Origin of the sequence: Undibacterium sp. Ren11W, from assembly GCF_049340485.1 — a bacterium.
GTDB lineage: Bacteria > Pseudomonadota > Gammaproteobacteria > Burkholderiales > Burkholderiaceae_D > Undibacterium.
Genome location: NZ_JBMPPB010000014.1, coordinates 16,366 through 37,182, shown reverse-complemented (window position 1 = coordinate 37,182; position 20,817 = coordinate 16,366). Strand labels below are relative to the sequence as shown.

At 53.0% G+C, this 20,817-nt stretch carries 20 protein-coding genes; 4 read left to right on the top strand and 16 right to left on the bottom strand.

Translation table 11 applies throughout. The features are described 5' to 3' along the window. Positions 1-55 precede the first annotated feature (55 nt). The 16 genes from bioB to ACO0K8_RS21440 form a co-directional block, all read right to left on the bottom strand. On the bottom strand, positions 56-1,075 hold the full coding sequence (bioB, locus tag ACO0K8_RS21515) for a biotin synthase BioB (RefSeq protein ID WP_422948708.1): 1,020 nt from the start codon (positions 1,073-1,075) through the stop codon (positions 56-58). 24 nt (positions 1,076-1,099) lie between these two features. Then, positions 1,100-1,804, bottom strand: coding sequence for a dethiobiotin synthase (bioD, locus tag ACO0K8_RS21510; protein WP_422948707.1), 705 nt, complete (start codon positions 1,802-1,804; stop codon positions 1,100-1,102). Further along, positions 1,801-2,991, bottom strand: coding sequence for an 8-amino-7-oxononanoate synthase (gene bioF, locus ACO0K8_RS21505; protein ID WP_422948706.1), 1,191 nt, complete (start codon positions 2,989-2,991; stop codon positions 1,801-1,803). Before bioF ends, bioD begins: the two co-directional genes overlap by 4 nt. Beyond that, complete coding sequence (gene bioA, locus ACO0K8_RS21500; RefSeq protein ID WP_422948705.1) at positions 2,988-4,346, bottom strand: adenosylmethionine--8-amino-7-oxononanoate transaminase; 1,359 nt, start codon at positions 4,344-4,346, stop codon at positions 2,988-2,990. Before bioA ends, bioF begins: the two co-directional genes overlap by 4 nt. A gap of 311 nt (positions 4,347-4,657) precedes the next feature. Continuing rightward, complete coding sequence (locus tag ACO0K8_RS21495; RefSeq protein WP_422948704.1) at positions 4,658-5,440, bottom strand: enoyl-CoA hydratase/isomerase family protein; 783 nt, start codon at positions 5,438-5,440, stop codon at positions 4,658-4,660. A 10-nt stretch (positions 5,441-5,450) separates the two neighbouring features. Continuing rightward, positions 5,451-7,073 (bottom strand): carboxyl transferase domain-containing protein, encoded by a 1,623-nt coding sequence (locus tag ACO0K8_RS21490; protein WP_422948703.1) that lies wholly within the window; start codon positions 7,071-7,073, stop codon positions 5,451-5,453. Between the two features lie 29 nt (positions 7,074-7,102). Beyond that, positions 7,103-7,477, bottom strand: a complete 375-nt coding sequence (locus ACO0K8_RS21485) for a YchJ family protein (protein WP_422948702.1) — start codon at positions 7,475-7,477, stop codon at positions 7,103-7,105. A 135-nt stretch (positions 7,478-7,612) separates the two neighbouring features. After that, positions 7,613-8,005: a rhodanese-like domain-containing protein gene (locus tag ACO0K8_RS21480; RefSeq protein WP_422948701.1), complete on the bottom strand. Its 393-nt coding sequence runs from the start codon at positions 8,003-8,005 to the stop codon at positions 7,613-7,615. A 139-nt stretch (positions 8,006-8,144) separates the two neighbouring features. Next, complete coding sequence (locus tag ACO0K8_RS21475; protein ID WP_422948700.1) at positions 8,145-8,750, bottom strand: 2-hydroxychromene-2-carboxylate isomerase; 606 nt, start codon at positions 8,748-8,750, stop codon at positions 8,145-8,147. Positions 8,751-8,777: 27 nt separating this feature from the next. Next, positions 8,778-9,914, bottom strand: a complete 1,137-nt coding sequence (locus ACO0K8_RS21470; protein WP_422948699.1) for an acyl-CoA dehydrogenase family protein — start codon at positions 9,912-9,914, stop codon at positions 8,778-8,780. Positions 9,915-10,009: 95 nt separating this feature from the next. Beyond that, positions 10,010-10,678 (bottom strand): SDR family oxidoreductase, encoded by a 669-nt coding sequence (locus ACO0K8_RS21465; RefSeq protein ID WP_422948698.1) that lies wholly within the window; start codon positions 10,676-10,678, stop codon positions 10,010-10,012. A 79-nt stretch (positions 10,679-10,757) separates the two neighbouring features. Continuing rightward, the gene (locus ACO0K8_RS21460) at positions 10,758-11,954 is read right to left on the bottom strand and encodes an acetyl-CoA C-acetyltransferase (RefSeq protein ID WP_422948697.1); all 1,197 of its coding nucleotides are present in this window, start codon (positions 11,952-11,954) and stop codon (positions 10,758-10,760) included. Between the two features lie 59 nt (positions 11,955-12,013). Continuing rightward, positions 12,014-13,870: a bifunctional isocitrate dehydrogenase kinase/phosphatase gene (aceK, locus tag ACO0K8_RS21455; RefSeq protein ID WP_422948696.1), complete on the bottom strand. Its 1,857-nt coding sequence runs from the start codon at positions 13,868-13,870 to the stop codon at positions 12,014-12,016. 197 nt (positions 13,871-14,067) lie between these two features. Beyond that, positions 14,068-15,252, bottom strand: coding sequence for an isovaleryl-CoA dehydrogenase (locus ACO0K8_RS21450; protein ID WP_422948695.1), 1,185 nt, complete (start codon positions 15,250-15,252; stop codon positions 14,068-14,070). A 43-nt stretch (positions 15,253-15,295) separates the two neighbouring features. Then, on the bottom strand, positions 15,296-15,763 hold the full coding sequence (locus tag ACO0K8_RS21445; RefSeq protein WP_422948694.1) for a PaaI family thioesterase: 468 nt from the start codon (positions 15,761-15,763) through the stop codon (positions 15,296-15,298). Between the two features lie 116 nt (positions 15,764-15,879). Beyond that, positions 15,880-16,290 (bottom strand): MerR family transcriptional regulator, encoded by a 411-nt coding sequence (locus tag ACO0K8_RS21440; RefSeq protein ID WP_422948693.1) that lies wholly within the window; start codon positions 16,288-16,290, stop codon positions 15,880-15,882. Between the two features lie 185 nt (positions 16,291-16,475). Here ACO0K8_RS21440 and ACO0K8_RS21435 point away from each other — a divergent pair, with 185 nt between their 5' ends. The 4 genes from ACO0K8_RS21435 to ACO0K8_RS21420 all read left to right on the top strand — a co-directional run bounded on the left by ACO0K8_RS21435 (position 16,476) and on the right by ACO0K8_RS21420 (position 20,817). Next, entirely contained in the window at positions 16,476-17,567 is a 1,092-nt protein-coding gene (locus ACO0K8_RS21435) for an MBL fold metallo-hydrolase (protein WP_422948692.1), read from the top strand. A gap of 136 nt (positions 17,568-17,703) precedes the next feature. Then, positions 17,704-18,594 (top strand): DMT family transporter, encoded by an 891-nt coding sequence (locus ACO0K8_RS21430; protein ID WP_422948691.1) that lies wholly within the window; start codon positions 17,704-17,706, stop codon positions 18,592-18,594. A gap of 153 nt (positions 18,595-18,747) precedes the next feature. After that, on the top strand, positions 18,748-19,341 hold the full coding sequence (locus tag ACO0K8_RS21425) for a hypothetical protein (protein WP_422948690.1): 594 nt from the start codon (positions 18,748-18,750) through the stop codon (positions 19,339-19,341). Between the two features lie 339 nt (positions 19,342-19,680). Beyond that, on the top strand, positions 19,681-20,817 hold the full coding sequence (locus ACO0K8_RS21420) for a methyl-accepting chemotaxis protein (protein ID WP_422948689.1): 1,137 nt from the start codon (positions 19,681-19,683) through the stop codon (positions 20,815-20,817).

Below are 20,817 nucleotides of genomic sequence, written 5' to 3'. Positions count from 1 at the left end.
CTTTCTGATAAAAATACACGTCTGGGCTCTCGTGAAGCCACAGATTGACGTCTTCCTAGTTACAGCTACCGGCTTTTGCTTCGACCTTGCCGCGTGTTTTCAGACCTAGCTTAGCCAGCAAGACCCGATCGTCTTCGGCGTCTGGGTTGCCGGTGGTGAGCAATTTGTCGCCGTAAAAAATCGAATTTGCACCAGCCATGAAGCACATCGCCTGCACCGCTTCGCCCATCTGTCTGCGACCAGCGGATAAGCGTACCCGTGCTTTCGGCATGGTCAGGCGCGCCACCGCGATGGTGCGCACAAATTCCAGAGGATCGAGCGGATCTAGACCATGCAAGGGTGTGCCCTCTACCTGCACCAGATGATTGACCGGCACCGATTCAGGATAAGGATTCAGGTTAGCCAGTTGGGCGATCAGACCGGCGCGTTGACGACGTGATTCGCCCATGCCGACGATACCGCCACAGCAAACTTTCAGGCCGGCGGTACGTACATGACCGAGTGTATCGAGCCTGTCTTGATAGTCGCGGGTGGAGATCACGTTATCGTAAAATTCGGGTGCGGTATCCAGATTATGGTTGTAGTAATCCAGACCGGCGGCGGCCAGACGCTGAGCCTGCGCTTCTTCCAGCATACCCAAGGTGGCACAGGTTTCCAGGCCCAGTGCTTTGACTTCGCGCACCATGGTTTCGACTTTTTCCATGTCACGTTCTTTCGGCGAGCGCCAGGCGGCACCCATGCAAAAACGGGTCGCGCCGTTTTCGCGCGCGGCTTTGGCGGCATCTAATACTTCACGCACATCCAGCATTTTTTTCGCAACTACCCCGGTATCGTAACGTGCCGCTTGCGGGCAATAACCGCAATCTTCTTCGCAGCCGCCGGTCTTGATCGACAGCAGGGTCGCCAATTCAACGTCGCCATCCGGGAAGTTATCGCGGTGGGTTTGCTGCGCCTTGAACATCAGTTCGTTGAAAGGCAAATCGAAAAGTGCCAGCACATCGTCAACTGGCCAGGTTTCAGCTTCTATCGCTTTAACCGGGGTCTGAAATGTCAGTGGAGAGGCGTTCTGTTGCATGGTTCGTCCTTTACTTCAAAATATTTAAAGCGTCAAAAAATTCAAATTTAAACACGCGGCGGCGGCTTGCGCCCTGCGGGTTTGCGTCAGTTCATTTATTCTTGGTATCCGGCCCAACAAGGGCGCCGGCAAGCGTGCCCGCAAAGCGGCTAGATTTTCATCCGGGTACAGCATGTTTTCATCGACCGTATTCGCGACCCAGCCAGCGAGCTTCAGGCCGCGTGCGGCAATAGCCTCGGCGGTTAGCAAAGCATGACTGATGCAGCCGAGACGCATGCCCACCACCAAGATCACTGGCAAGCCTAAAGTTTGCGCCATATCGGCAGTGTCCAGATCGGCATTCAAGGGTACGCAAAAGCCGCCCACACCTTCGACGATCACGACATCTGCCTGCGTCGTCAAAACTTGATAGCAAGATTGAATATGCGCGCCGGAAATCGTCACGTTTTCCAACTCGGCCACAATATGCGGCGCTGCCGGCGTTTGCATTAAATACGGCGCCACCAATTCTGGGGCCGCACGCATAGTCGCGGCTGCCATTAATGCATCGACATCTTCGTTATGCCAGACTCCGTCTATCAGATCGGCACCGGCGGCGACCGGCTTCATTCCTATCGTGCTTTGGCCACGTTGCGCCAGCGCCAGCAACAGCGCGGCACTGACCAGTGTCTTGCCGATTTCGGTATCGGTGCCAGTCACAAAATAATCATGCGGACGCTGTAGCATCATGCCCTGGTCTCCAGCGTATTCACAGCATCGAGCAGGCATGCTACATCATCATGCGTATGCGCGGCCGACAAGGTAATGCGTAGTCTGGCAGTGCCATCGGGCACAGTAGGCGGGCGTATCGCCGGCACCCAGATACCCTGCTCATACAAGCTGGCAGCGGCGCGCATAGACTCGGCATTGTCGCCGATGATGATGGGCTGCACCGCAGTCGTCGATGGCATCAAAGTCCAGCGTTGCAGGCGCAGATCGCCGCGCAATTGCGCGATCAGTTCTTGCAGATGGGCGCGTCGGGCATGCCCTTCTGCTCCACCGATAATTTCCAGACTAGTCAGCAAGGCATGCGCCAGCGCAGGCGGTGCGGCAGTTGTGTAAATATACGGGCGCGCCTTTTGCACCAGCCAGTCGATCACGGTGGCATGCGCCGCCACAAAGGCACCTCCGACCCCGGCGGCTTTGCCCAGTGTGCCCATGTACACCAGATTTGGCGAACGCAGATTGAAATGCTCGAGCACACCGCGACCGTGCTCACCCAAGGCACCAAAGCCATGGGCGTCGTCGATCACCAGCCAGGCATTGTGCTTCTCACACAGAGCCAAAATCGCAGGCAAGGGCGCAAGATCGCCGTCCATACTAAATACGCTATCGGTCACCACGATCTTAGTCGGTGCTGAACTCGCTTCCAGCAAGCTTTGCAGCGCCAGCACCTGACCATGCGGATACACGTGTACCTGAGCACGCGAGAGCTTGGCCCCGTCTATCAGCGAAGCATGATTCAGGCTTTCTGAAAAAATCTCGGTATCACGTCCAGACACTGCAGCCAAGCCGCACAAGACCGCCAGATTGGCCATATAGCCGGTGCAAAAATACAGGGCACGTGCCGATTCTATATGCGGGGCCATAAAATCGGCCAGACGCTCTTCCAAGATGGCGTGAGCGCGGCTGTGGCCACTGATCAGATGCGAGGCCCCGCTACCTACGCCATACAGGCTGGCACCTTGCTGCAAGGCTGAGATAATTTTCGGATGCGCTGCCAAGCCCAGGTAATCATTGCTGCAAAACGCCAGCACCGGATTACCGTCGACCGTCACACGCGGTGCGCAGGCTGTGTCGGCAGTGCGACGGCGACGGCGCAGGCTCTTGGCATTGAGGACATCAAGTTGCGCTTCTAATTGATCTAACAAAATCATGCTGAAACCCCGTTCGCTAATTCACCCAAGACCTGATTAAATACTTTCAGTGTCGTGTTGCCGAGATCAGCAATTTCCTTGTCGTTCAAGATATACGGTGGCATCAAATACACGGTTTTTCCTATCGGGCGCAACAACAATTCGTGTTCCAGCGCAGTGCTGAAAAAACGCCGTGAAAAACTACTGGCTGCGGTATCATCGACAACCGCATCAAAGGCCCAGATCATGCCCTGCTGACGGAAATTCTCTACCTTCTCGTGCTGCGCCAGTGGCTGCAAAGCCTTGCTTATGCTGGCAGCTTTCAGACGATTTTGTAGCAGCACATCATCGGTTTCAAAAATCTCTAATGTCGCCAGCGCGGCGCGACAGGCCAGCGGATTGCCGGTATAGGAATGTGAATGCAAAAAACCGCGACGCACATCGCTATGGTAAAAACCCTGATAAATTTCATCCCGCGTCATCACCAGCGACAGCGGCAGATAACCGCCGCTGATGCCTTTCGACAGGCAGACAAAATCGGGCCAGATGCCAGCGCTTTCACAGGCAAAGAAAGTGCCAGTGCGGCCACAACCGACCGCGATTTCATCGGCGATCATATGCACCTGATACTGGTCGCATAGAGAGCGCACCAGTCGTAGATATTCGGGATCATGCATCGCCATGCCGGTAGCACATTGCACCAGCGGCTCTATGATAACGGCGGCGATTTTTCCGGCGCGTTCCTGCAGGCAGCGCTCCAGGTCAGCGGCAGCATGGCGCGCGACGTCAGTAGCGCTCTCACCCTCTAGCGCCTGGCGTGCATCGGGCGATGCCACTACATGCGCCTTGTTCAGCAAAGGGCCGTAGGCATCGCGGAACAGCGGCACGTCAGTCACCGCCAAAGCACCTATGGTTTCGCCGTGATAACTGCCCTTGAGGCAGATAAATTCTTGTTTTTCAGCCTGGCCGCTGTTGCGCCAGAAATGAAAACTCATCTTCAAAGAAATTTCGGTAGCAGAAGCGCCGTCGGAAGCATAGAAACAATGACCCAACACGCCGCCGGTTAGGGCCGAGAGTTTTTCCGACAGCCGCACCACAGGTTCATGGGTGAAGCCGGCCAGCATCGCGTGCTCTAGCTTATCGAGCTGATCTTTGAGTGCCGCGTTGATGCGCGGATTGGCGTGGCCAAACAAATTGACCCACCAGGAACTGATGCCATCGAGATAGCGTTTGCCTTCGGTATCAAACAGCCAGGCACCACGACCGTGGCTGACTGGTATCAGCGGAACAGTCTCGTGGTGCTGCATCTGCGTGCACGGGTGCCAGACGCTTTTCAGGCTACGTGCGACCCAGTCAGATTGTTGCTTTGGATTCAATGCCACTCCCTATTTGTAAAGCCACTGCGCAATATCCATGCGGCTTACAGGCCATTTTGCTCTGCGAAGGCGCATGGATACTGCGTTATCACTATTGGAAACTTATAAAAACCTAAAAATAAAAACTTTTCTCGCCGCAGAGTTAGCACAGAAAATCTTTGTTTTTCCTTCTGTATTCTCAACTGCGTTGCGCTTAAATTTTTCTTTTTTTAAACGCTAGCATCACGGCTCTTGGGTTTTTTAGAAGTTTCCTTCTGCAATGCAGAGGGCAAATTATACACAGTGGCCGAAATGACCCGTTTTGCTTAGGCTTACAGCAACCAATCCGGCTTACGCTTCTCTAAAAATGAACGCACGCCTTCACGCCCTTGCTGCGAAGCGCGGATCTGCGCGATATCCTCGACTGTGGCGGCGATCAAGGCGGCGCTGATTTCACGGCCGCCGACTTCACGCACCAAAACCTTGGCTTGCCTGACCGCATTCGGACTATTATTGCTCAGCACTTTGACCAGTTCCGCCAGCTTGGCGTCAAGCGCGTCGGCACTCACCACTTCGTGCGCAAAGCCTATGCGTTTGGCTTCAGCGGCATCGAAACGCTCTGCCGTCAAAAAATAGCGACGTGCGGCGTTTTCGCCCATGGCCTTGATCACATACGGAGAGATCGTCGCCGGGATCAGGCCCAACTTCACTTCGCTCAGGCAGAAATTCGCCGTATCTACCGCCACCACCATATCGCAAGCCGCCACCAAGCCCATGCCGCCGGCATAACAATCGCCCTGCACCTTCGCCACCACCGGTTTAGGGCAGGTATAAATCGTATGCAACATGCTCGCCAGTTGCGCTGCGTCGGCCAGATTTTCCTGATGGCTGTAGTCGGCCATCTTTTTCATCCAGTTCAGGTCGGCACCGGCGCAAAACGCCGGACCATTGGCAGCCAGCACGATGACACGCACGCCCTCGTCGGCACCCAAGACGCTAAACACCTGCGTCAGCTCGGCGATCGTGGTTTCGTTAAAGGCGTTGCGGACATCGGGGCGATTTAAGCTCACCGTTGCGACGCGATTGTCACGCGTCAATTCCAAAGTTTGATACATGCGCACTTCCTTACATTCTGAACAGGCCAAACTTCACATCCGGAATCGGTGCATTCAAAGCCGCCGACAGACCCAGCGCCAATACCATGCGGGTATCAGCCGGATCGATCACGCCGTCGTCCCACAAACGGGCGCTGGCGTAATACGGATGGCCCTGATGCTCATACTGATCTTTGATCGGTTGCTTGAAGGCGTCTTCTTCTTCGGCACTCCAGCTGCCGCCCTTGGCTTCGATACCGTCGCGCTTGACGGTGGCCAGCACGCTGGCGGCTTGCTCGCCGCCCATGACGCTGATGCGCGCATTCGGCCACATCCACATGAAGCGCGGTGAGAAAGCACGGCCGCACATGCCGTAGTTACCCGCACCAAAACTGCCACCTATGATGACGGTAAACTTAGGCACGTTGGCAGTGGCGACAGCCGTCACCATCTTGGCACCGTTACGGGCGATACCTTCGTTTTCGTACTTGCGACCGACCATGAAGCCGGTAATATTTTGCAGGAACACCAGCGGGATCTTGCGCTGGCAGCACAGTTCGATAAAGTGCGCGCCTTTTAGGGCCGACTCGGAAAACAAGATGCCGTTGTTGGCGATGATACCGACTGGCATACCGTGGATATGCGCAAAGCCGCAGACTAAAGTCGTACCATAACGCGCCTTGAATTCGTCAAAATGGCTACCATCGACCACACGTGCGATCACTTCGCGCACGTCAAAAGGTTTGCGGGTATCGAGCGGAATTACGCCATACAATTCTTGCGCTGGGAACTTCGGTTCTTCCACAGGCTTCAACACCATTTGCTGCGGTTTCTGGCGGTTCAGATTAGAAACAATAGTGCGCGCCATAGCCAGCGCATGGATATCGTTTTGTGCCAGATGATCGGCGACGCCTGACATGCGCGTATGCACATCGCCGCCACCCAGATCTTCGGCGCTGACCACTTCACCGGTCGCGGCTTTGACTAAGGGCGGGCCAGCCAGAAAAATCGTACCTTGATTTTTGACGATAATTGACTCATCGCTCATCGCCGGCACATACGCACCACCGGCGGTACACGAACCCATCACCACCGCGATTTGCGGTATACCTTTGGAAGACATGGTGGCCTGATTAAAAAAGATGCGGCCGAAATGGTCACGGTCCGGGAACACGTCTTCCTGATTCGGTAAATTCGCCCCACCTGAGTCAACCAGATAGATACACGGCAGATTGTTTTGTTCGGCGATCTCTTGCGCACGCAGATGCTTCTTGACCGTCAGCGGATAGTAAGTACCGCCTTTGACGGTGGCATCGTTACAGACGATCACGCATTCTTGCCCGGCCACGCGGCCTATGCCGGTAATTACACCGGCCGCAGGAGCGGCATCTTGCCCGCTCTTTTCCTTGTACATATCGTAGGCTGCCAGTTGGGAAAATTCCAGAAACGGCGTTCCGGCGTCGAGCAGGGTTTGCACCCGGTCACGCGGCAGCAGCTTGCCACGCGCCAGATGTTTTTCGCGTGCGGCATCGCCACCACCGAGCGCGATTTTCGCCACTTTCTCTTTCAGATCGTCGACCACGCGCTGCATGGCAGCGGCATTGGCCTTGAAGTCTTCCGAGCGGCTATTGAGTTTGGAATCCAGAGTCGTCATTTTTTAATCTCGCTGTAGCGTTAATTACTTTATTTTTTAGGAAACGTGCCATCCACGTATAACCATTTACCGTCATGTTGTACAAAACGGCTTACTTCGTGCAGGCGATGTGCGCGCCCGCCTATCTTGTAACGTGCCACAAACTCGACCGTAGCACTGCCACCGTCGGGGATAAAACGTTTAATTTCCAGACCCAGCCATTGCGTAGGATCGTCGTGTACCAATTGCTCGGCCGGCAAGGTGCGCTCATCCCAGGTGGCTCGTAAATAGGCTTCGTCACCCAAGCTATAGGCGGTATAGCGCGAACGCATCAAGGCTTCGGCATTGGGCGCTAGCGCAGCAGCTGTCAGATACGGCTGGCAGCACAGCTCAAAATTTTTACCAGAGTCACAAGGGCACTTCATGTTTTTTACTTACTTTCTTTCTTTTTAGGACATACGCAAAATTGTTCCAGCTAGGCGTACCGCCGAAGACAGTACTTTAGTACTCAATGGACGATTGGGCGGATACAACGACGCTGGGGCAGTTTTGCATAAGTCCTACTTTTTTTCTTTTTCTACCACCGGGGCTCCAGCCGCCTTCCATGCACCAAAACCGCCTTCTATATGCGCCACGTTTTCCAGGCCCATGTCTTGTACCGTTTTGGTAGTTAAGGCACTGCGCCAACCGGCGCCGCAAAACAAAATAAATTCTTTACGTTCACCGAATACCGGTTTGTAATACGGCGATTCTGGATCGACCCAAAACTCTATCATGCCGCGCGGCGCGTGAAAGGCGCCTGGCACCACGCCTTCGCGCTCCAGTTCACGGACATCACGTACGTCGATGAATTGCACCTGAGGATCATGCATCTTCGCCAGCGCTTCGGCCACGCTATAGGTCTTAATCTCTGCGCTGGCTTCGTCTACCAATTGCTTGTAGCCTTTTTTCATTTTCGTCTCCGATGATGTCTGTGAACTTACTTAGAGGACTTACGCAAAATTGTTCCAGCTAGGCGTGCCGCCGAAGACAGTACTTCAGTACGGCAAGGCGGATACAACGACGCTGGGGCAGTTATGCGTAAGTCCTAATTTAAAAACCGCCATTCGCCAACCATAGTTCTACTTGTGGCAATCTATCATTGCCCCAGAATGCCTCGCCATCTACCACTATCCACGGCGCGCCGAATACGCCTTGCGCCACCGCTTGCTCGCAAGCAGCTTTCAGTTCGTCTTTGCGCACTGTGTCCTCACAGGCCGCCGCAGCGGCCGCGCCGTCCAAACCTAAGGCCTGCACCTGCGCGGCTAACCATTGCGGTTCATTGATCGCTGCCGGGCCACTGAAGTAGGCCAGCGTCACCTGTCGCACAAAGGCCCCCACCAAATGCGGTGCAGCTTGTTTCATCCACAAACACACCCTGGCGGTATTTTGCGTGTTGATAGGAAACGGATCGGGCATGACGAAAGGCAAATTTGCAAAACGTGCCGAACGTTGAAAATCATGTTTGAAATACTCCGCCATCACGGGCGGGCGCATGGTCAAAGGCATAGAGCCAGTGTTCTTGAATACCGCCCCCAAAAGCATAGGTTTCCAGTCTACCGTGCGGCCATATTTTGCCGCTAAAGTCTCGATAGACTGGCTAGCCAGATATGCATATGGCGAGACGAAATCAAACCAATATTCTATTGCTGCACTCATGATTTATCCTTATTTAACTAACTTAAGCTAACTCGCCAGCAAAGCGCGCCCTATCAAGATTTTCTGTATGTCCGAAGTGCCTTCATAAATCTGGCAGACCCGCACGTCACGATAAATACGCTCTACCGGGAAATCGCTGACATAACCGTAACCGCCATGGATCTGTATCGCATCCGAACACACTTTTTCCGCCATTTCTGAAGCAAACAGTTTTGCCATCGCGGCTTCTTTCAGGCAAGGCAAACCGGCGTCTTTCATGCTAGCGGCGTGCCAGATCAATTGGCGCGCCGCTTCGATCTGGGTCGCCATGTCAGCCAATTTAAATTGCACAGACTGATGTTCAAATATCGTTTTGCCGAAGCTGGTACGGTCTTTTGCGTAAGCCAAGGCGGCCTCGAAAGCCGCACGTGCCATGCCGACTGACTGCGAAGCGATACCGATGCGGCCACCCTCCAGGCCGGACAAGGCGATCTTGTAACCCTGGCCTTCGACGCCGATCAGATTCTCTGCAGGAATACGGCAGTTTTCAAACAGGATCTGCGCCGTATCGGAGGAATGCTGGCCCATCTTTTGTTCGATGCCAGCGACGATATAACCGGGCGTTTTAGTATCGACCCAGAACGCGCTAATGCCTTTTTTGCCGGCTGCTTTATCGGTCACCGCCATCACGATCGCCACGTCTGCGGTCTTGCCGCTGGTGATGAATTGCTTGACGCCGTTGAGTACGTATTCATTGCCATCACGTCTGGCAGTCGTGCGTAATTCAGAGGCATCGCTGCCGGCATGCGGTTCGGTCAGGCAAAAAGCACCGAGTATCTCGCCCTGCGCCAGCGGCCTTAGCCATTGTTGTTTCTGCGCCTCGTTGGCATACATCATGGCGATACTGCAGACCGGGCAGTTGTTGACCGAGATCACGGTCGAAGTACCGCCGTCACCGGCCGCTACTTCTTCCAGTACCAGCGCCAGCGACAGATAATCCATGCCGGCGCCACCATATTCTTCAGGCACGGCCACACCGTAGGCCCCCATTTGCGCCAACTCTTTTAATTCTGCCGCCGGAAAGTGATGCTCTTTATCCCAACGCGCGGCATTGGGAACCAGTTTTTCCTGGGCAAAGGCGCGCACAGCGTCGCGTATCATTTCGTGTTCGGGTGTAAGTAGCATGGTCGCGTCTAATTTGAATGTATCAATGAATAAAACAAAGCTTGCAATAATTAATCTGGATCATTAAAGCAAAAAAATACGGTGATGCACAGGCATCACCAATCTATCGCGGCACCCAGATAATCTAAAAATTTTCCATTATCACCTGGTACAAGAGCCGCCAAGGTCGCCCGCATACCGGCGACACTTTCTTGTACGCTGATGTCGGCACCGGCACCACCCATCTCAGTTTGTACCCAGCCCGGATGAAACGCGATGCAAGTCGATTTTTTGCTCGTCAGTGAAACGTCCTTCAACACCGAATTTAAGGCGGCCTTGCTGGCGCGATACAACCAGCCATCCGCACTAGTGCGCGTGCCGATGGCCCCCATACGCGACGAGATCACCGCCAGCTTACCGCCGGCATTCTCGACCAGCGGCAGTACGATAGGCAATAGACGCATCGCGGCTAGCACATTGGTATGCATGACAGTGTCAAAGTGATCCTCTTGCGGCGAAACCAGGCCTGCGCTACGCGGGCCAAATACACCGGCATTGAGTACCGCAACCTCGATTTTTTCGTCATCCAACAACCAGCCGAAGCCAGCGCAATCATTAAGATCATTGACATCCAGCGGCATAGGTTCGCACCCAAGCGCACGTAATTCGGCTAAACCTTCTTCAGTTCTGGCGGTAGCAATCACGCGCCATCCTGCGGCACGATACTGTTGTGCAAATTCGTGGCCTATGCCGCGTGAAGCGCCGATGATGAGTGCCGTTGGCATGTTTTCTTTCAATCAGAGTAAATCAAAATATTTTAAAGCGGATGCATCAGCCCGGCCGGTTGATGTATCCGCTCATTTTTTACAGCAGTTCTATCGCCATTGCAGTCGCTTCGCCACCACCGATACACAGTGCCGCCACGCCGCGCTTTTTGCCCTGCTTTTTCAAGGCACCGATCAGCGTGATGATGATACGGGCACCGGAGGCACCGATAGGATGTCCCAGTGCGCAAGCGCCACCGTGTACATTGATCTTATCGTGAGGAATCGCCAACTCTTGCATGGCGGCCATGGCCACCGTCGCAAAGGCTTCATTGACTTCAAACAGATCAACCTCGGCGGTGCTCCAGCCTATCTTTTTGTAGAGTTTATTGATCGCGCCTATCGGGGCAATCGCAAACCAGCTCGGCTCTTGTGCATGCGTGGCATGGCCGACGATTTTGGCGATAGGCGTCAGGCCTAATTCTTTCGCTTTCGATGCGCGCATCAAGACCAAAGCGGCAGCGCCGTCATTGATCGATGAAGAAGAAGCGGCGGTAATCGTGCCGTCTTTTTTGAAGGCTGGCCTCAAAGATGAAATTTTATCCAGCTTGGCTTTCAAGGGGCCTTCGTCTTTATCGATGACAACATCGCCGCCACGACCGGAAACCGTCACTGGCGCGATTTCCCAGGCAAAAGAACCATCGGCAGTGGCCGCTTGTGCACGCTTGACCGAAGCGATCGCAAAGGCGTCTTGCGCTTCACGTGTGAACTCATATTTAGCCGAGCAGTCTTCGGCGAACGTGCCCATAGAACGGCCTCCGCCTTTTTCATCTCTTTGGTAAGCGTCTTCCAGACCATCTAGCATCATATGATCCATGATTTGGCCGTGACCGATACGATAACCGCCACGTGCTTTTGGGATTAGATATGGTGCGTTGGTCATCGATTCCATCCCGCCGCTGACCAGAATTTCATTGCTGCCGGCCGTGATGGAATCGAATGCCATCATGGTCGCTTTCATGGCAGAACCGCACATTTTTGACAAGGTGACGGCACCGGTAGAAACTGGCAAACCAGCCGCCAGCAAAGCCTGGCGCGCAGGCGCCTGACCTTGACCGGCCATCAGACAATTACCAAACAATACTTCTTCGATCAGCTCAGGCTTGACGCCGGCACGCTCTACCGCCGCCTTGATGGCAACCGCGCCCAACTGGCTGGCGGTAACAGTAGAAAAATCGCCTTGAAACGCGCCCATAGGGGTACGGGCGGCACCGACGATAACGATAGGATCATGCATGTTCATCTCCAGATAGTGGGCTTGTGTGGGTTTGTGTTGATAATTAAATTAATTTCGGTTTACTCGGCACTGACACAATCTGTGTCAGCACTGTTTTCGGTGTTGTCGTCTTCCATAGTGCTACCTGGCTTCTCAATGAGTTCAACTTTACCCTGATTGCAAAAGCGAATTTCCTGAGGATACGGAAACACATCATCGACCTTGCCGTCCAAAATGCGTTGCTTGCGACCCTGCCAGTAGGCGGCAGTCAGCAAATCGGCATGGTGGCGCATAAAATATTCACGCACCTTGTCATTGCCTAACAAAAAGGTGCCGAATTGTTCGGGGAAAACATCGTATTTACCGATCGAATACCAGGGCTCGGCCGACATCTCATCTTCTTCATTGCGTGGCAAGGGGATGGTACGGAAATTACAATCGGTGATGTATTCGATCTCATCGTAATCGTAAAACACGACACGACCATGACGCGTGACACCGAAGTTTTTATACAACATATCGCCAGGAAAAATATTCGCGCCGACCAGCTCTTTAATCGCATTGCCGTATTCAAAAATGCCATGCTCCATGGCTGCGTAATCGCCGCGTTTTTCTGCCTCGGTCAGCCAGATATTCAGTGGCACCATGCGACGCTCTATGTACATGTGTTTGATGATGACTTCCTCATCATTGACCTCTAACAAAGAGGGGGCAAACTTGGTGATTTCATCGAGCAGCGCTTCGGAAAAGCGCTCACGCGGGAACGCCACATCCGAGTATTCCAGGGTGTCGGCCATACGTCCGACGCGGTCATGGTTTTTCACCAGCAGATATTTTTCTTTGATCATCGCCTTGGTAGTTTCCTTAGGCGGAGGGAAGTAATCCTTGATCAGTTTAAACACATACGGAAACGAGGGCAGCGCAAACACCAGCATCACCAGACCGCGGATACCGGGTGCGGCATCAATGATGTCCGAGGAATATTTAAGGTGATGCAGAAAGTCGCGGTAAAACAAATTCTTGCCATGCTTTTGCAAACCCAACATGGTGTAAATCTCGCTGCGCGGTTTTTTCGGCAAGATGCTGCGGATAAACTGCACATAGGCCGAAGGCACCGCCATATCGACCATGAAGTAGGCACGCGTAAAAGAAAACAGTACCGTAATCTGCATGGTATCGAACAAGACCGTATCGAGCACCAGCTCACCCTTGCGGTTGTGCATGATAGGCACCACAAACGGATACTCGCGATTACCGTTGATACCCTTGCCTATGATGTAGGCCGATTTATTTCTGTAAAACAGGCTGGCCAAGACCTGGATCTGGTGGTTCGGCTCTAGTGTGGCACTGCCAAAAATGGCGCGCAAACGCTGCTCTACCAGATCCACATCGCGTTGTAGATCGGCAAAATTGGCGTTCAATTGAAAATTCGTGACGATGCGTTTGAGCGTGAAGTTCAAGCCGTCTTTGGCCGGGTAATACACGCGATACGTATGCGGCGTGTCTTCCGCCTCTATGTACTCAGTCGAGGTGGCTGGGCGTACGAAGATGAAATCATTGTGGAAATAATTTCTGTGCAAAAGCTTGGTACAGACCGTATTAAAAAAAGTCTCGGCTAACTCGGGTTGCAGATGATCGATCAACAAGCCCATGTAATGCAATTTAACTTCGCGCCAGACTTCATCTGTCAAATCGTCTTGCTGATACTCGTCTTCCATGATTTGCACGCACTCTTTGACACGCGCATCGTAAAAACCTATGCGTTCGCGTGCCGCGTGCTGTGCAGTCTTCCAGTCGCCGCGTTCAAAATCACGCTTGGCACCCAAACTAGAATGACGAAACAGGCGGTAATGCTTATCGAAGCCATCCAAAATCGTCCTGGCAATATCGAAGGCGATCTGGGAAGACAAGAGTTTTGGGAAGGCGACTTGGGTCATAGTGGTCTCAGCAGTAATTGGGGATTATCTGTCATTACAAATACCCCAAAGCTGTCCTTTTGGCAAATCCTAGATAGTGCTGATACAACGGTATTTCGCATATGACGAGCTCATCGCCAAATGCAATAACGCAGTATCCATGCGGCCTCCAAGCCGAAATTGCCTGAAGAAGCGCATGAATAGTGCGTATTCCCTATTTACATTGTTTCGGCAAACAACTCACGACCGATCAACATGCGACGGATTTCGCTAGTGCCAGCACCGATTTCATACAATTTGGCATCGCGCCAGAGACGACCAACCGGGTATTCGTTGATATAGCCGTTACCGCCTAAAGTCTGGATCGCTTCGCCCGCCATCCAGGTGGCTTTTTCAGCCGAGTACAAAATCGCGCCGGCGGCATCTTTACGAATCGCACGGATCGCGTCCGGGTTCTTGGCACGGTCGCAAGCCTGACCAACTGCGTAGACATAGGCTTTGCACGCCATCATGGTGGAATACATATCAGCCAATTTACCCTGCATCAACTGGAATTCGCCGATAGCCTGACCGAACTGCTTGCGGTCATGCACGTAAGGCACCACCACATCCATACAGGCTTGCATGATCCCCAGCGGGCCGCCGGATAATACTGTGCGCTCAAAATCGAGACCCGACATTAAGACATTCACGCCTTTGCCGATACCGCCAAGGACGTTTTCTAGCGGTACTTCGCAATCCTGGAACACCAACTCACCAGTGTGCGAACCACGCATACCGAGCTTGTCTAGCTTTTGCGCAATACTGAAACCTTTAAAACCTTTTTCGATCAGGAAAGCAGTCATGCCGCGCGAACCAGCTTCCAGATCGGTTTTGGCGTACACCACCAGGGTATCGGCATCCGGACCATTGGTGATCCACATCTTGGTGCCATTGAGGACGTAGTGATCGCCTTTCAAGTCGGCGCGCAATTTCATGCTGACCACGTCGGAACCGGCATTGGGCTCGGACATCGCCAAAGCACCGATGTGCTCGCCACTGATCAGCTTAGGCAGGTATTTGGCTTTTTGTTCGGCGGTGCCGTTGCGGTTGATTTGGTTGATGCACAGATTGGAGTGCGCGCCGTAAGACAGACCGACCGAAGCGGAGGCGCGCGAGATTTCTTCCATCGCGATGATATGCGCCAGGTAACCCATATTTGCGCCGCCGTATTCTTCCGACACCGTCATGCCGTGCACGCCCAAATCACCCAGCTTGCGCCACAGGTCCATAGGAAACTGGTCGCTGCGGTCGATCTCGGCCGCACGCGGCGCGATTTCAGCGCTGGCAAATTGTTGTACAGCTTCGCGTAAAGCGGCGATGTCTTCGCCATGATCAAAGGTCAAACCGGGTAAATGCAGCATGTCTTCCTCGCAGAGTTAAATTTCTTAATTTGTTTTTTGTGACTTAAGTGCCGTCACTTACTTTAGTTGATCCCTTGGGAATCACAAATAAAGTTTGTTGCATAATTGCACACAATTTCTCTTTACCCTGATGCACCGAAAACACTTCGGCACTCGTCACCACCAGGGTCTTACCCGCCTTCAGCACCTTGCCGCGTGCGATCAGGGTGTCACCAATGGCGGGTGCGACAAAGTTAATTTTAAATTCCGCAGATAAGCACTCACTCACCGGCATCAGTTGCGTATTCGCGGCATAACCACCGGCGGCATCGGCCAAAGTACCAATCACACCGCCATGGAAATAGCCATGTTGTTGGGTCACTGCAGCGCTCATGGGCAGGCTGATTTCGCAGGCACCAGGCGTCATACTGGTGAGTCTGGCATTCCAGGCCTGCATCACGCCTTGTGCGTTGAAGCTTTCCAGCAGCACCAGCGCCAGTTTGTAATCGAGCGTCGCGCTTTCATTGCTCATGAATACTCCGTCACTATCAGAAAATTGATCGTCCAAAAAACCAGGCGAATTTTCACGTCAGCAAAAATAATACCTCTAATTGACGTTAACGTAAACGTCAATTATAAAAATAGGCACTATTTGACTACGGTTCCAGCCTCGTCCGGCGTCGCCAAGCTCAATAGACGCTGACTCTCTTCTTCATGCGCACTGATTTCAGCGAGCATGATTTCTATGTCTTCGCGCTGCAATTCCAGCGCCGCCCTATGTCTTGCCAGTACTTGCAGGAAACTCTGTAGCTGCGGTGCAGTGTCCTTGGGAGAGTCGTACATATCCACCAGGCTCTTGATGTCGGCCAGACTCAGACCAAGGCGCTTGCCGCGTAGAGTAAGTTTCAGATGAGTACGTTCGCGCGCGGTGTAGACCCGATTGCGCCCGCTAGGGCCCTCACGACTAGGACTAATCAGCCCTTGATCTTCATAAAATCGAATCGCGCGCGGCGTGATGTCAAATTCTCGGGCGAGTTCGGTAATGGTAAATGTGGCCATAAAATTAAGGAGAGATCAAAAATGCAGCAAAAATATTTAACATCAAAATACTGAATATCGATTTTCTGATTACAATCGCAGATAAACCGCAGTTTACGTTAACGTCAAATAACAATTAAACGCATTGTAGGACATTCTGATTGCAGAATCCCACAACAGCCGCAAAAAAGAACAAGTGAGACTTTATGAACACGCTAGAAATGCAACTCAACTATCCGCTAGGCGAGACGCTGCCGGAAGCTGGCAAAGCCCTGCAAGTGGCGCCCGGTGTTTTATGGATAAGAATGGGCTTGCCGTTTGCCCTCAATCACATCAATCTGTGGCTGATCGAAGATCATTACCTTACCGATGAGGGTATCGTGCATGGCTGGACCGCGATCGATTGCGGGATTGCCAGCGATGACAGCCGCGACGCCTGGGAAATCCTGTTCGGCGACAATAGCAGCGCCACTGGCTTACGCGACCTGCCTATCGTGCGGGTGATTGCCACCCACTGCCATCCGGATCACGTCGGTTTGGCTGACTGGCTCTGTTCGCGCTGGAATGCGCCACTCTGGATGACCACCGGCGAATACGCGTTTGCCCGCATGATGTCGGCCAGTCTGCCGGGTGTGGATGGTTCGGCCATGTATCCGCATTTTAAAAAACACGGTCTAGTGTCGCCCGAAATGCAGGAAAAAATCGCCGAACGCAAAAGCTATTACACCAAGTTAGTCCCTGCCATGCCGACTGCTTACCGTCGCTTGCAGGATGGACAAGAGCTGGCGATAGGCGCGCAAAGCTGGCGCATCATCACTGGCTTTGGCCATTCGCCTGAGCACGCCTCGCTGTATTGCGCAGAACTCAATCTCTTGATCTCGGGCGACATGCTGTTGCCGCGCATCTCTACCAATGTCTCGGTGTTTGCGGTCGAGCCGGAAGCCAATCCGGTCCAGCAGTATCTCGATTCGCTGCAAAAATATGCAGGCTTGCCGGACGATGTATTGATCCTGCCTTCGCATGGCAAACCCTTCATCGGTATCCATACCCGCATACGCCAACTGAATGAACATCACCGCGACCGGCTGGCCGAAGTAGTCGCCGCTTGCGCCACGCCGCGCTCTGCCACCGAAATCGTGCCCATCATGTTCACCCGTCCGCTAGACGCGCATCAACTAACGTTTGCCTTGGGCGAAGCGCTGGCACATCTGCACAAGCTATGGTTTGACGGCGTCTTACGGCGCCAACAAGACCCGGATGGCGTGCTGCGCTTTGTCGTCCAGTCAATCAAGTCATAACATACTAGTAGGTAGTATCGGGTTTACCTTCTTTTTTGCGCAATATCTACGTGCGTAATTCAAGCTGCAGACCCTATACTCCCCCTATTACCTCATATTTATTGAAATATTTTCTAGCCGCTCTGCGACACTCATCGTGCAAAAAACTGCTTACCTGACTTACCTGAAACTAATCTGCGTCGCCATCTTCTGGGGTGGCACCTTTATCGCTGGCCACGTGGTGGCGACCCAGTTGCCGCATATGATCGCTGCTGCCGGGCGTTTTCTGGTGGCCTGCATCCTGTTGTTATTGCTGGCATGGCGTATGGAAGGCGGCTTGCCCAAGCTAAACCGGCAGCAGATCCATGCCACCTTCAGCCTCGGTGCGACCGGAATTTTCCTCTACAACATCTGTTTTTTTGCGGCGCTAGAACGCATGCCGGCGGGCCGCAGCGCGCTGTTTGTGGCGCTCAATCCCATCGTCACCGCGCTGGCTTTAGCCGCGCTGTTTGGCGAGCGCCTGGGTTTTAAAAAGTGGCTGGGAATCGCGATTGCCTTTGTCGGCGCCGCCATCGTTATCACCCGTGGCGAATTGATGAGTGCCGCGCACGATATCTCGGCCTCACTCGGTAGCGGCGAATTGTTTATGCTGACCGCAGTCTGCGCCTGGGCCGCCTACACCATCATCGGCCGCCATGCATTGAAGGGCTTGTCGCCGATTGCCGCCACCACTTACGCCTCGCTGTGGGGCTTGCTATTACTCGGTTGCGGTGCCTTGTTTCAATTACCGCAACTCGACCGCAGTCATCTGACTTTGCCAGTACTGGCAGCCATCGCCTATCTCGGTGTGTTTGGCACCGTGATCGGCTTTGTCTGGTATTACGAGGGCGTGAAAAAAATCGGCCCGGCCCGCACCGCCGTGTTCAATAATCTGGTGCCGGTATTTGGTATCACTTTTAGCGCCGTGTTTCTGGGCGAGCCAATTTTGGCCTCGATGGTGATCGGCGGTTTGCTGGTGATAGGCGGCGTTTCGCTCACCAATCGCTGACCAATCGCTGGCAAAAGCCTAGCCAGACGCCACCAAAAGGTGCAAATCTTAGTACTTTTTACTTATATTTTTATTATTAATGGACATCTGCGCGACACTTAGTCGCGCCAATCACTTGGCACTGAACTCATATTTGCCATGCTGAGGTGCCTCATGTCCCGCCCTACAAAATTCACCCCGAAACGCCTGCTAGTGTCCTGCCTGGGATTACTATTATTTTCATATTTACCGACTCAAGCGGCCAATGATAGGAACTTTGCCGGCGCCGCCGCACAGACTTTGGCGCAACCATTGCTGGCAGCATTTCAACATTCCATTTTGAGTTCGCGCGCGCTTGGTGCGCAGTCGAAACAGAGCCTGAGTTGCGTCGAATCCTTGCCCAAAGATAGTTTTTCGGAAATGATACAAGTGGCATTACAACAACGCCTGTCGCGCGCCGATCTTACTGCTATCGACGCCTATTTCAGCCGCCCTGCCTTCGCCGCACAAATCCCGCAATTGCTAGCTTATCTGCAAGGCCTGCCCTTAGCGGCAGCCACAGACGCACCACGCCCAGCCATGAGCGCGGAGGATCGTAAGCTAGAAGCCGATCTGCAAAGTCGCGACATTCTAAATAAATTGATGCTGGCGGAATATTTTAAAACCCCTCAGGTAATCGAAGCATTTTCTGCCAAAAGCAAGGACTTGCTCGCACAATGCGCGATACGCCAAAATGAAGCGCGCGACCCGCTAAGGGCGGTAGCTTAATTTGGCGAGGCAGTGTCCGTCTCAGACTGAGGTTGCGATTCCCCTCTTGCTGCCAGCGGCCAGTTCAGCGGCTTACTGCGCAATCAAATCTCCTATCTCTTTTTCAGCCACCGTTTGCGCATCAAAGTTGGCGATCCAAAAAACTGCACAAATCCACGTAAAAAATATAAAAAATTCAATGCATTTTATGCAAATAACATTTAAAAATTGACTACAATAGAGTACTTCGATAAATTAAAACTATCTTACCGAAAGAAAAGATTGCAAGTTAATATCTTGCTGAGCAAGCGCAGTGAATTTCCGAAATTTCACACAGCATAGCAATGAGGATCAAGAAACATGCCTTCTATACTGTCCCGCAAAAATGCTGATCTCTTGTTCGCCTCGGCAGGCGTGCTCATCGTTACTGTCGTCCTGCTAGTCCAGCAATTTTCTGTTCCGCTACTCTGCGCTTGCGTGGCCATCGTGTTTGCCACCACTTATCTAAGCTGGCAGTTATACTCCAGCCGACAATCCCAGGCCAAGTTAGAGCAGCAAGACGACAATTTAAGGGCTAGCGCGGCTTTGGTGTATGAGGTGGCGCATCTGTTAAGCTGTATTTTGCCGCTTTGGAACACACATGTAGGCACCGTCAAACAACAGTCCGAAAGCGCCGTGGGCCAACTGATCGGTAGTTTTTCTTCTATGATCAATCAATTCGACTTAGCCGGTTTTGGCGCTGTCGGCAATACCGATGCTTCAGATGCAACTATCACGCTTTTGCAATTATGCAAAAAAGAACTGACTCCGGTGATCGATTCGCTAGCAAAGATGATCGCCAGCAAGGACGAATTACTCACCAGCATACGTGAGTTGGCCGCAGCTACCTCTGAGATGCAAAGCATGGCACACGAAGTCGGGCAAATCGCTGCTCAGACCAATCTGGTGGCACTCAACGCAGCGATCGAAGCGGCCAGAGTCGGGCCTCAAGGAAGGGGTTTTGCGGTGGTTGCCGATGAAGTCAGAAAACTCTCCTTTCTATCGGCCGACACTGGCAAACGCATAGGCGAACGGGTGGTGCAAATTTCCGTCATCATGAAGCAGGCCCTGAATGCGGCAGACCGCGCCACCATACAAGATCGCAAAGTGCTGGAGGTGTCAGGCGCGGTAGTACGCGATGTGCTAGCACATGTAGAAAGCATGGGCGACTCGGCGGAGCAAATGCGTCATTACGGCAAGATCATTCGCAATGATGTAGAAAACCTTTTGGTAAGCCTGCAGTTTCAAGACCGCATCAGCCAAATTCTCGATGTAGTCAGTACCGACATCAACAAACTGCAAGTGAGCGTCGCCCATATCGATCAAGAACAATTGCCAAGCAGTGAAGAATGGGTAGAAAGTTTGCAATCGACCTACACCATGCAAGACGAATATCACGCACCCGGTGATGCGGCACAGCAGAACGCTGGTAAAGAGACAGAAATTACCTTCTTTTGA

Coding starts and splice junctions, on each gene's coding strand:
- ACO0K8_RS21490 (WP_422948703.1), bottom strand. CDS start 7,073: ATGACGACTCTGGATTCCAAACTCAATAGCCGCTCGGAAGACTTCAAG.
- aceK (WP_422948696.1), bottom strand. CDS start 13,870: ATGACCCAAGTCGCCTTCCCAAAACTCTTGTCTTCCCAGATCGCCTTC.
- ACO0K8_RS21460 (WP_422948697.1), bottom strand. CDS start 11,954: ATGCATGATCCTATCGTTATCGTCGGTGCCGCCCGTACCCCTATGGGC.
- ACO0K8_RS21425 (WP_422948690.1), top strand. CDS start 18,748: ATGTCCCGCCCTACAAAATTCACCCCGAAACGCCTGCTAGTGTCCTGC.
- ACO0K8_RS21495 (WP_422948704.1), bottom strand. CDS start 5,440: ATGTATCAAACTTTGGAATTGACGCGTGACAATCGCGTCGCAACGGTG.
- ACO0K8_RS21475 (WP_422948700.1), bottom strand. CDS start 8,750: ATGAGTGCAGCAATAGAATATTGGTTTGATTTCGTCTCGCCATATGCA.
- ACO0K8_RS21465 (WP_422948698.1), bottom strand. CDS start 10,678: ATGCCAACGGCACTCATCATCGGCGCTTCACGCGGCATAGGCCACGAA.
- ACO0K8_RS21485 (WP_422948702.1), bottom strand. CDS start 7,477: ATGAAGTGCCCTTGTGACTCTGGTAAAAATTTTGAGCTGTGCTGCCAG.
- ACO0K8_RS21435 (WP_422948692.1), top strand. CDS start 16,476: ATGAACACGCTAGAAATGCAACTCAACTATCCGCTAGGCGAGACGCTG.
- ACO0K8_RS21450 (WP_422948695.1), bottom strand. CDS start 15,252: ATGCTGCATTTACCCGGTTTGACCTTTGATCATGGCGAAGACATCGCC.
- bioB (WP_422948708.1), bottom strand. CDS start 1,075: ATGCAACAGAACGCCTCTCCACTGACATTTCAGACCCCGGTTAAAGCG.
- ACO0K8_RS21480 (WP_422948701.1), bottom strand. CDS start 8,005: ATGAAAAAAGGCTACAAGCAATTGGTAGACGAAGCCAGCGCAGAGATT.
- bioD (WP_422948707.1), bottom strand. CDS start 1,804: ATGATGCTACAGCGTCCGCATGATTATTTTGTGACTGGCACCGATACC.
- ACO0K8_RS21445 (WP_422948694.1), bottom strand. CDS start 15,763: ATGAGCAATGAAAGCGCGACGCTCGATTACAAACTGGCGCTGGTGCTG.
- bioF (WP_422948706.1), bottom strand. CDS start 2,991: ATGATTTTGTTAGATCAATTAGAAGCGCAACTTGATGTCCTCAATGCC.
- ACO0K8_RS21470 (WP_422948699.1), bottom strand. CDS start 9,914: ATGCTACTTACACCCGAACACGAAATGATACGCGACGCTGTGCGCGCC.
- ACO0K8_RS21440 (WP_422948693.1), bottom strand. CDS start 16,290: ATGGCCACATTTACCATTACCGAACTCGCCCGAGAATTTGACATCACG.
- ACO0K8_RS21420 (WP_422948689.1), top strand. CDS start 19,681: ATGCCTTCTATACTGTCCCGCAAAAATGCTGATCTCTTGTTCGCCTCG.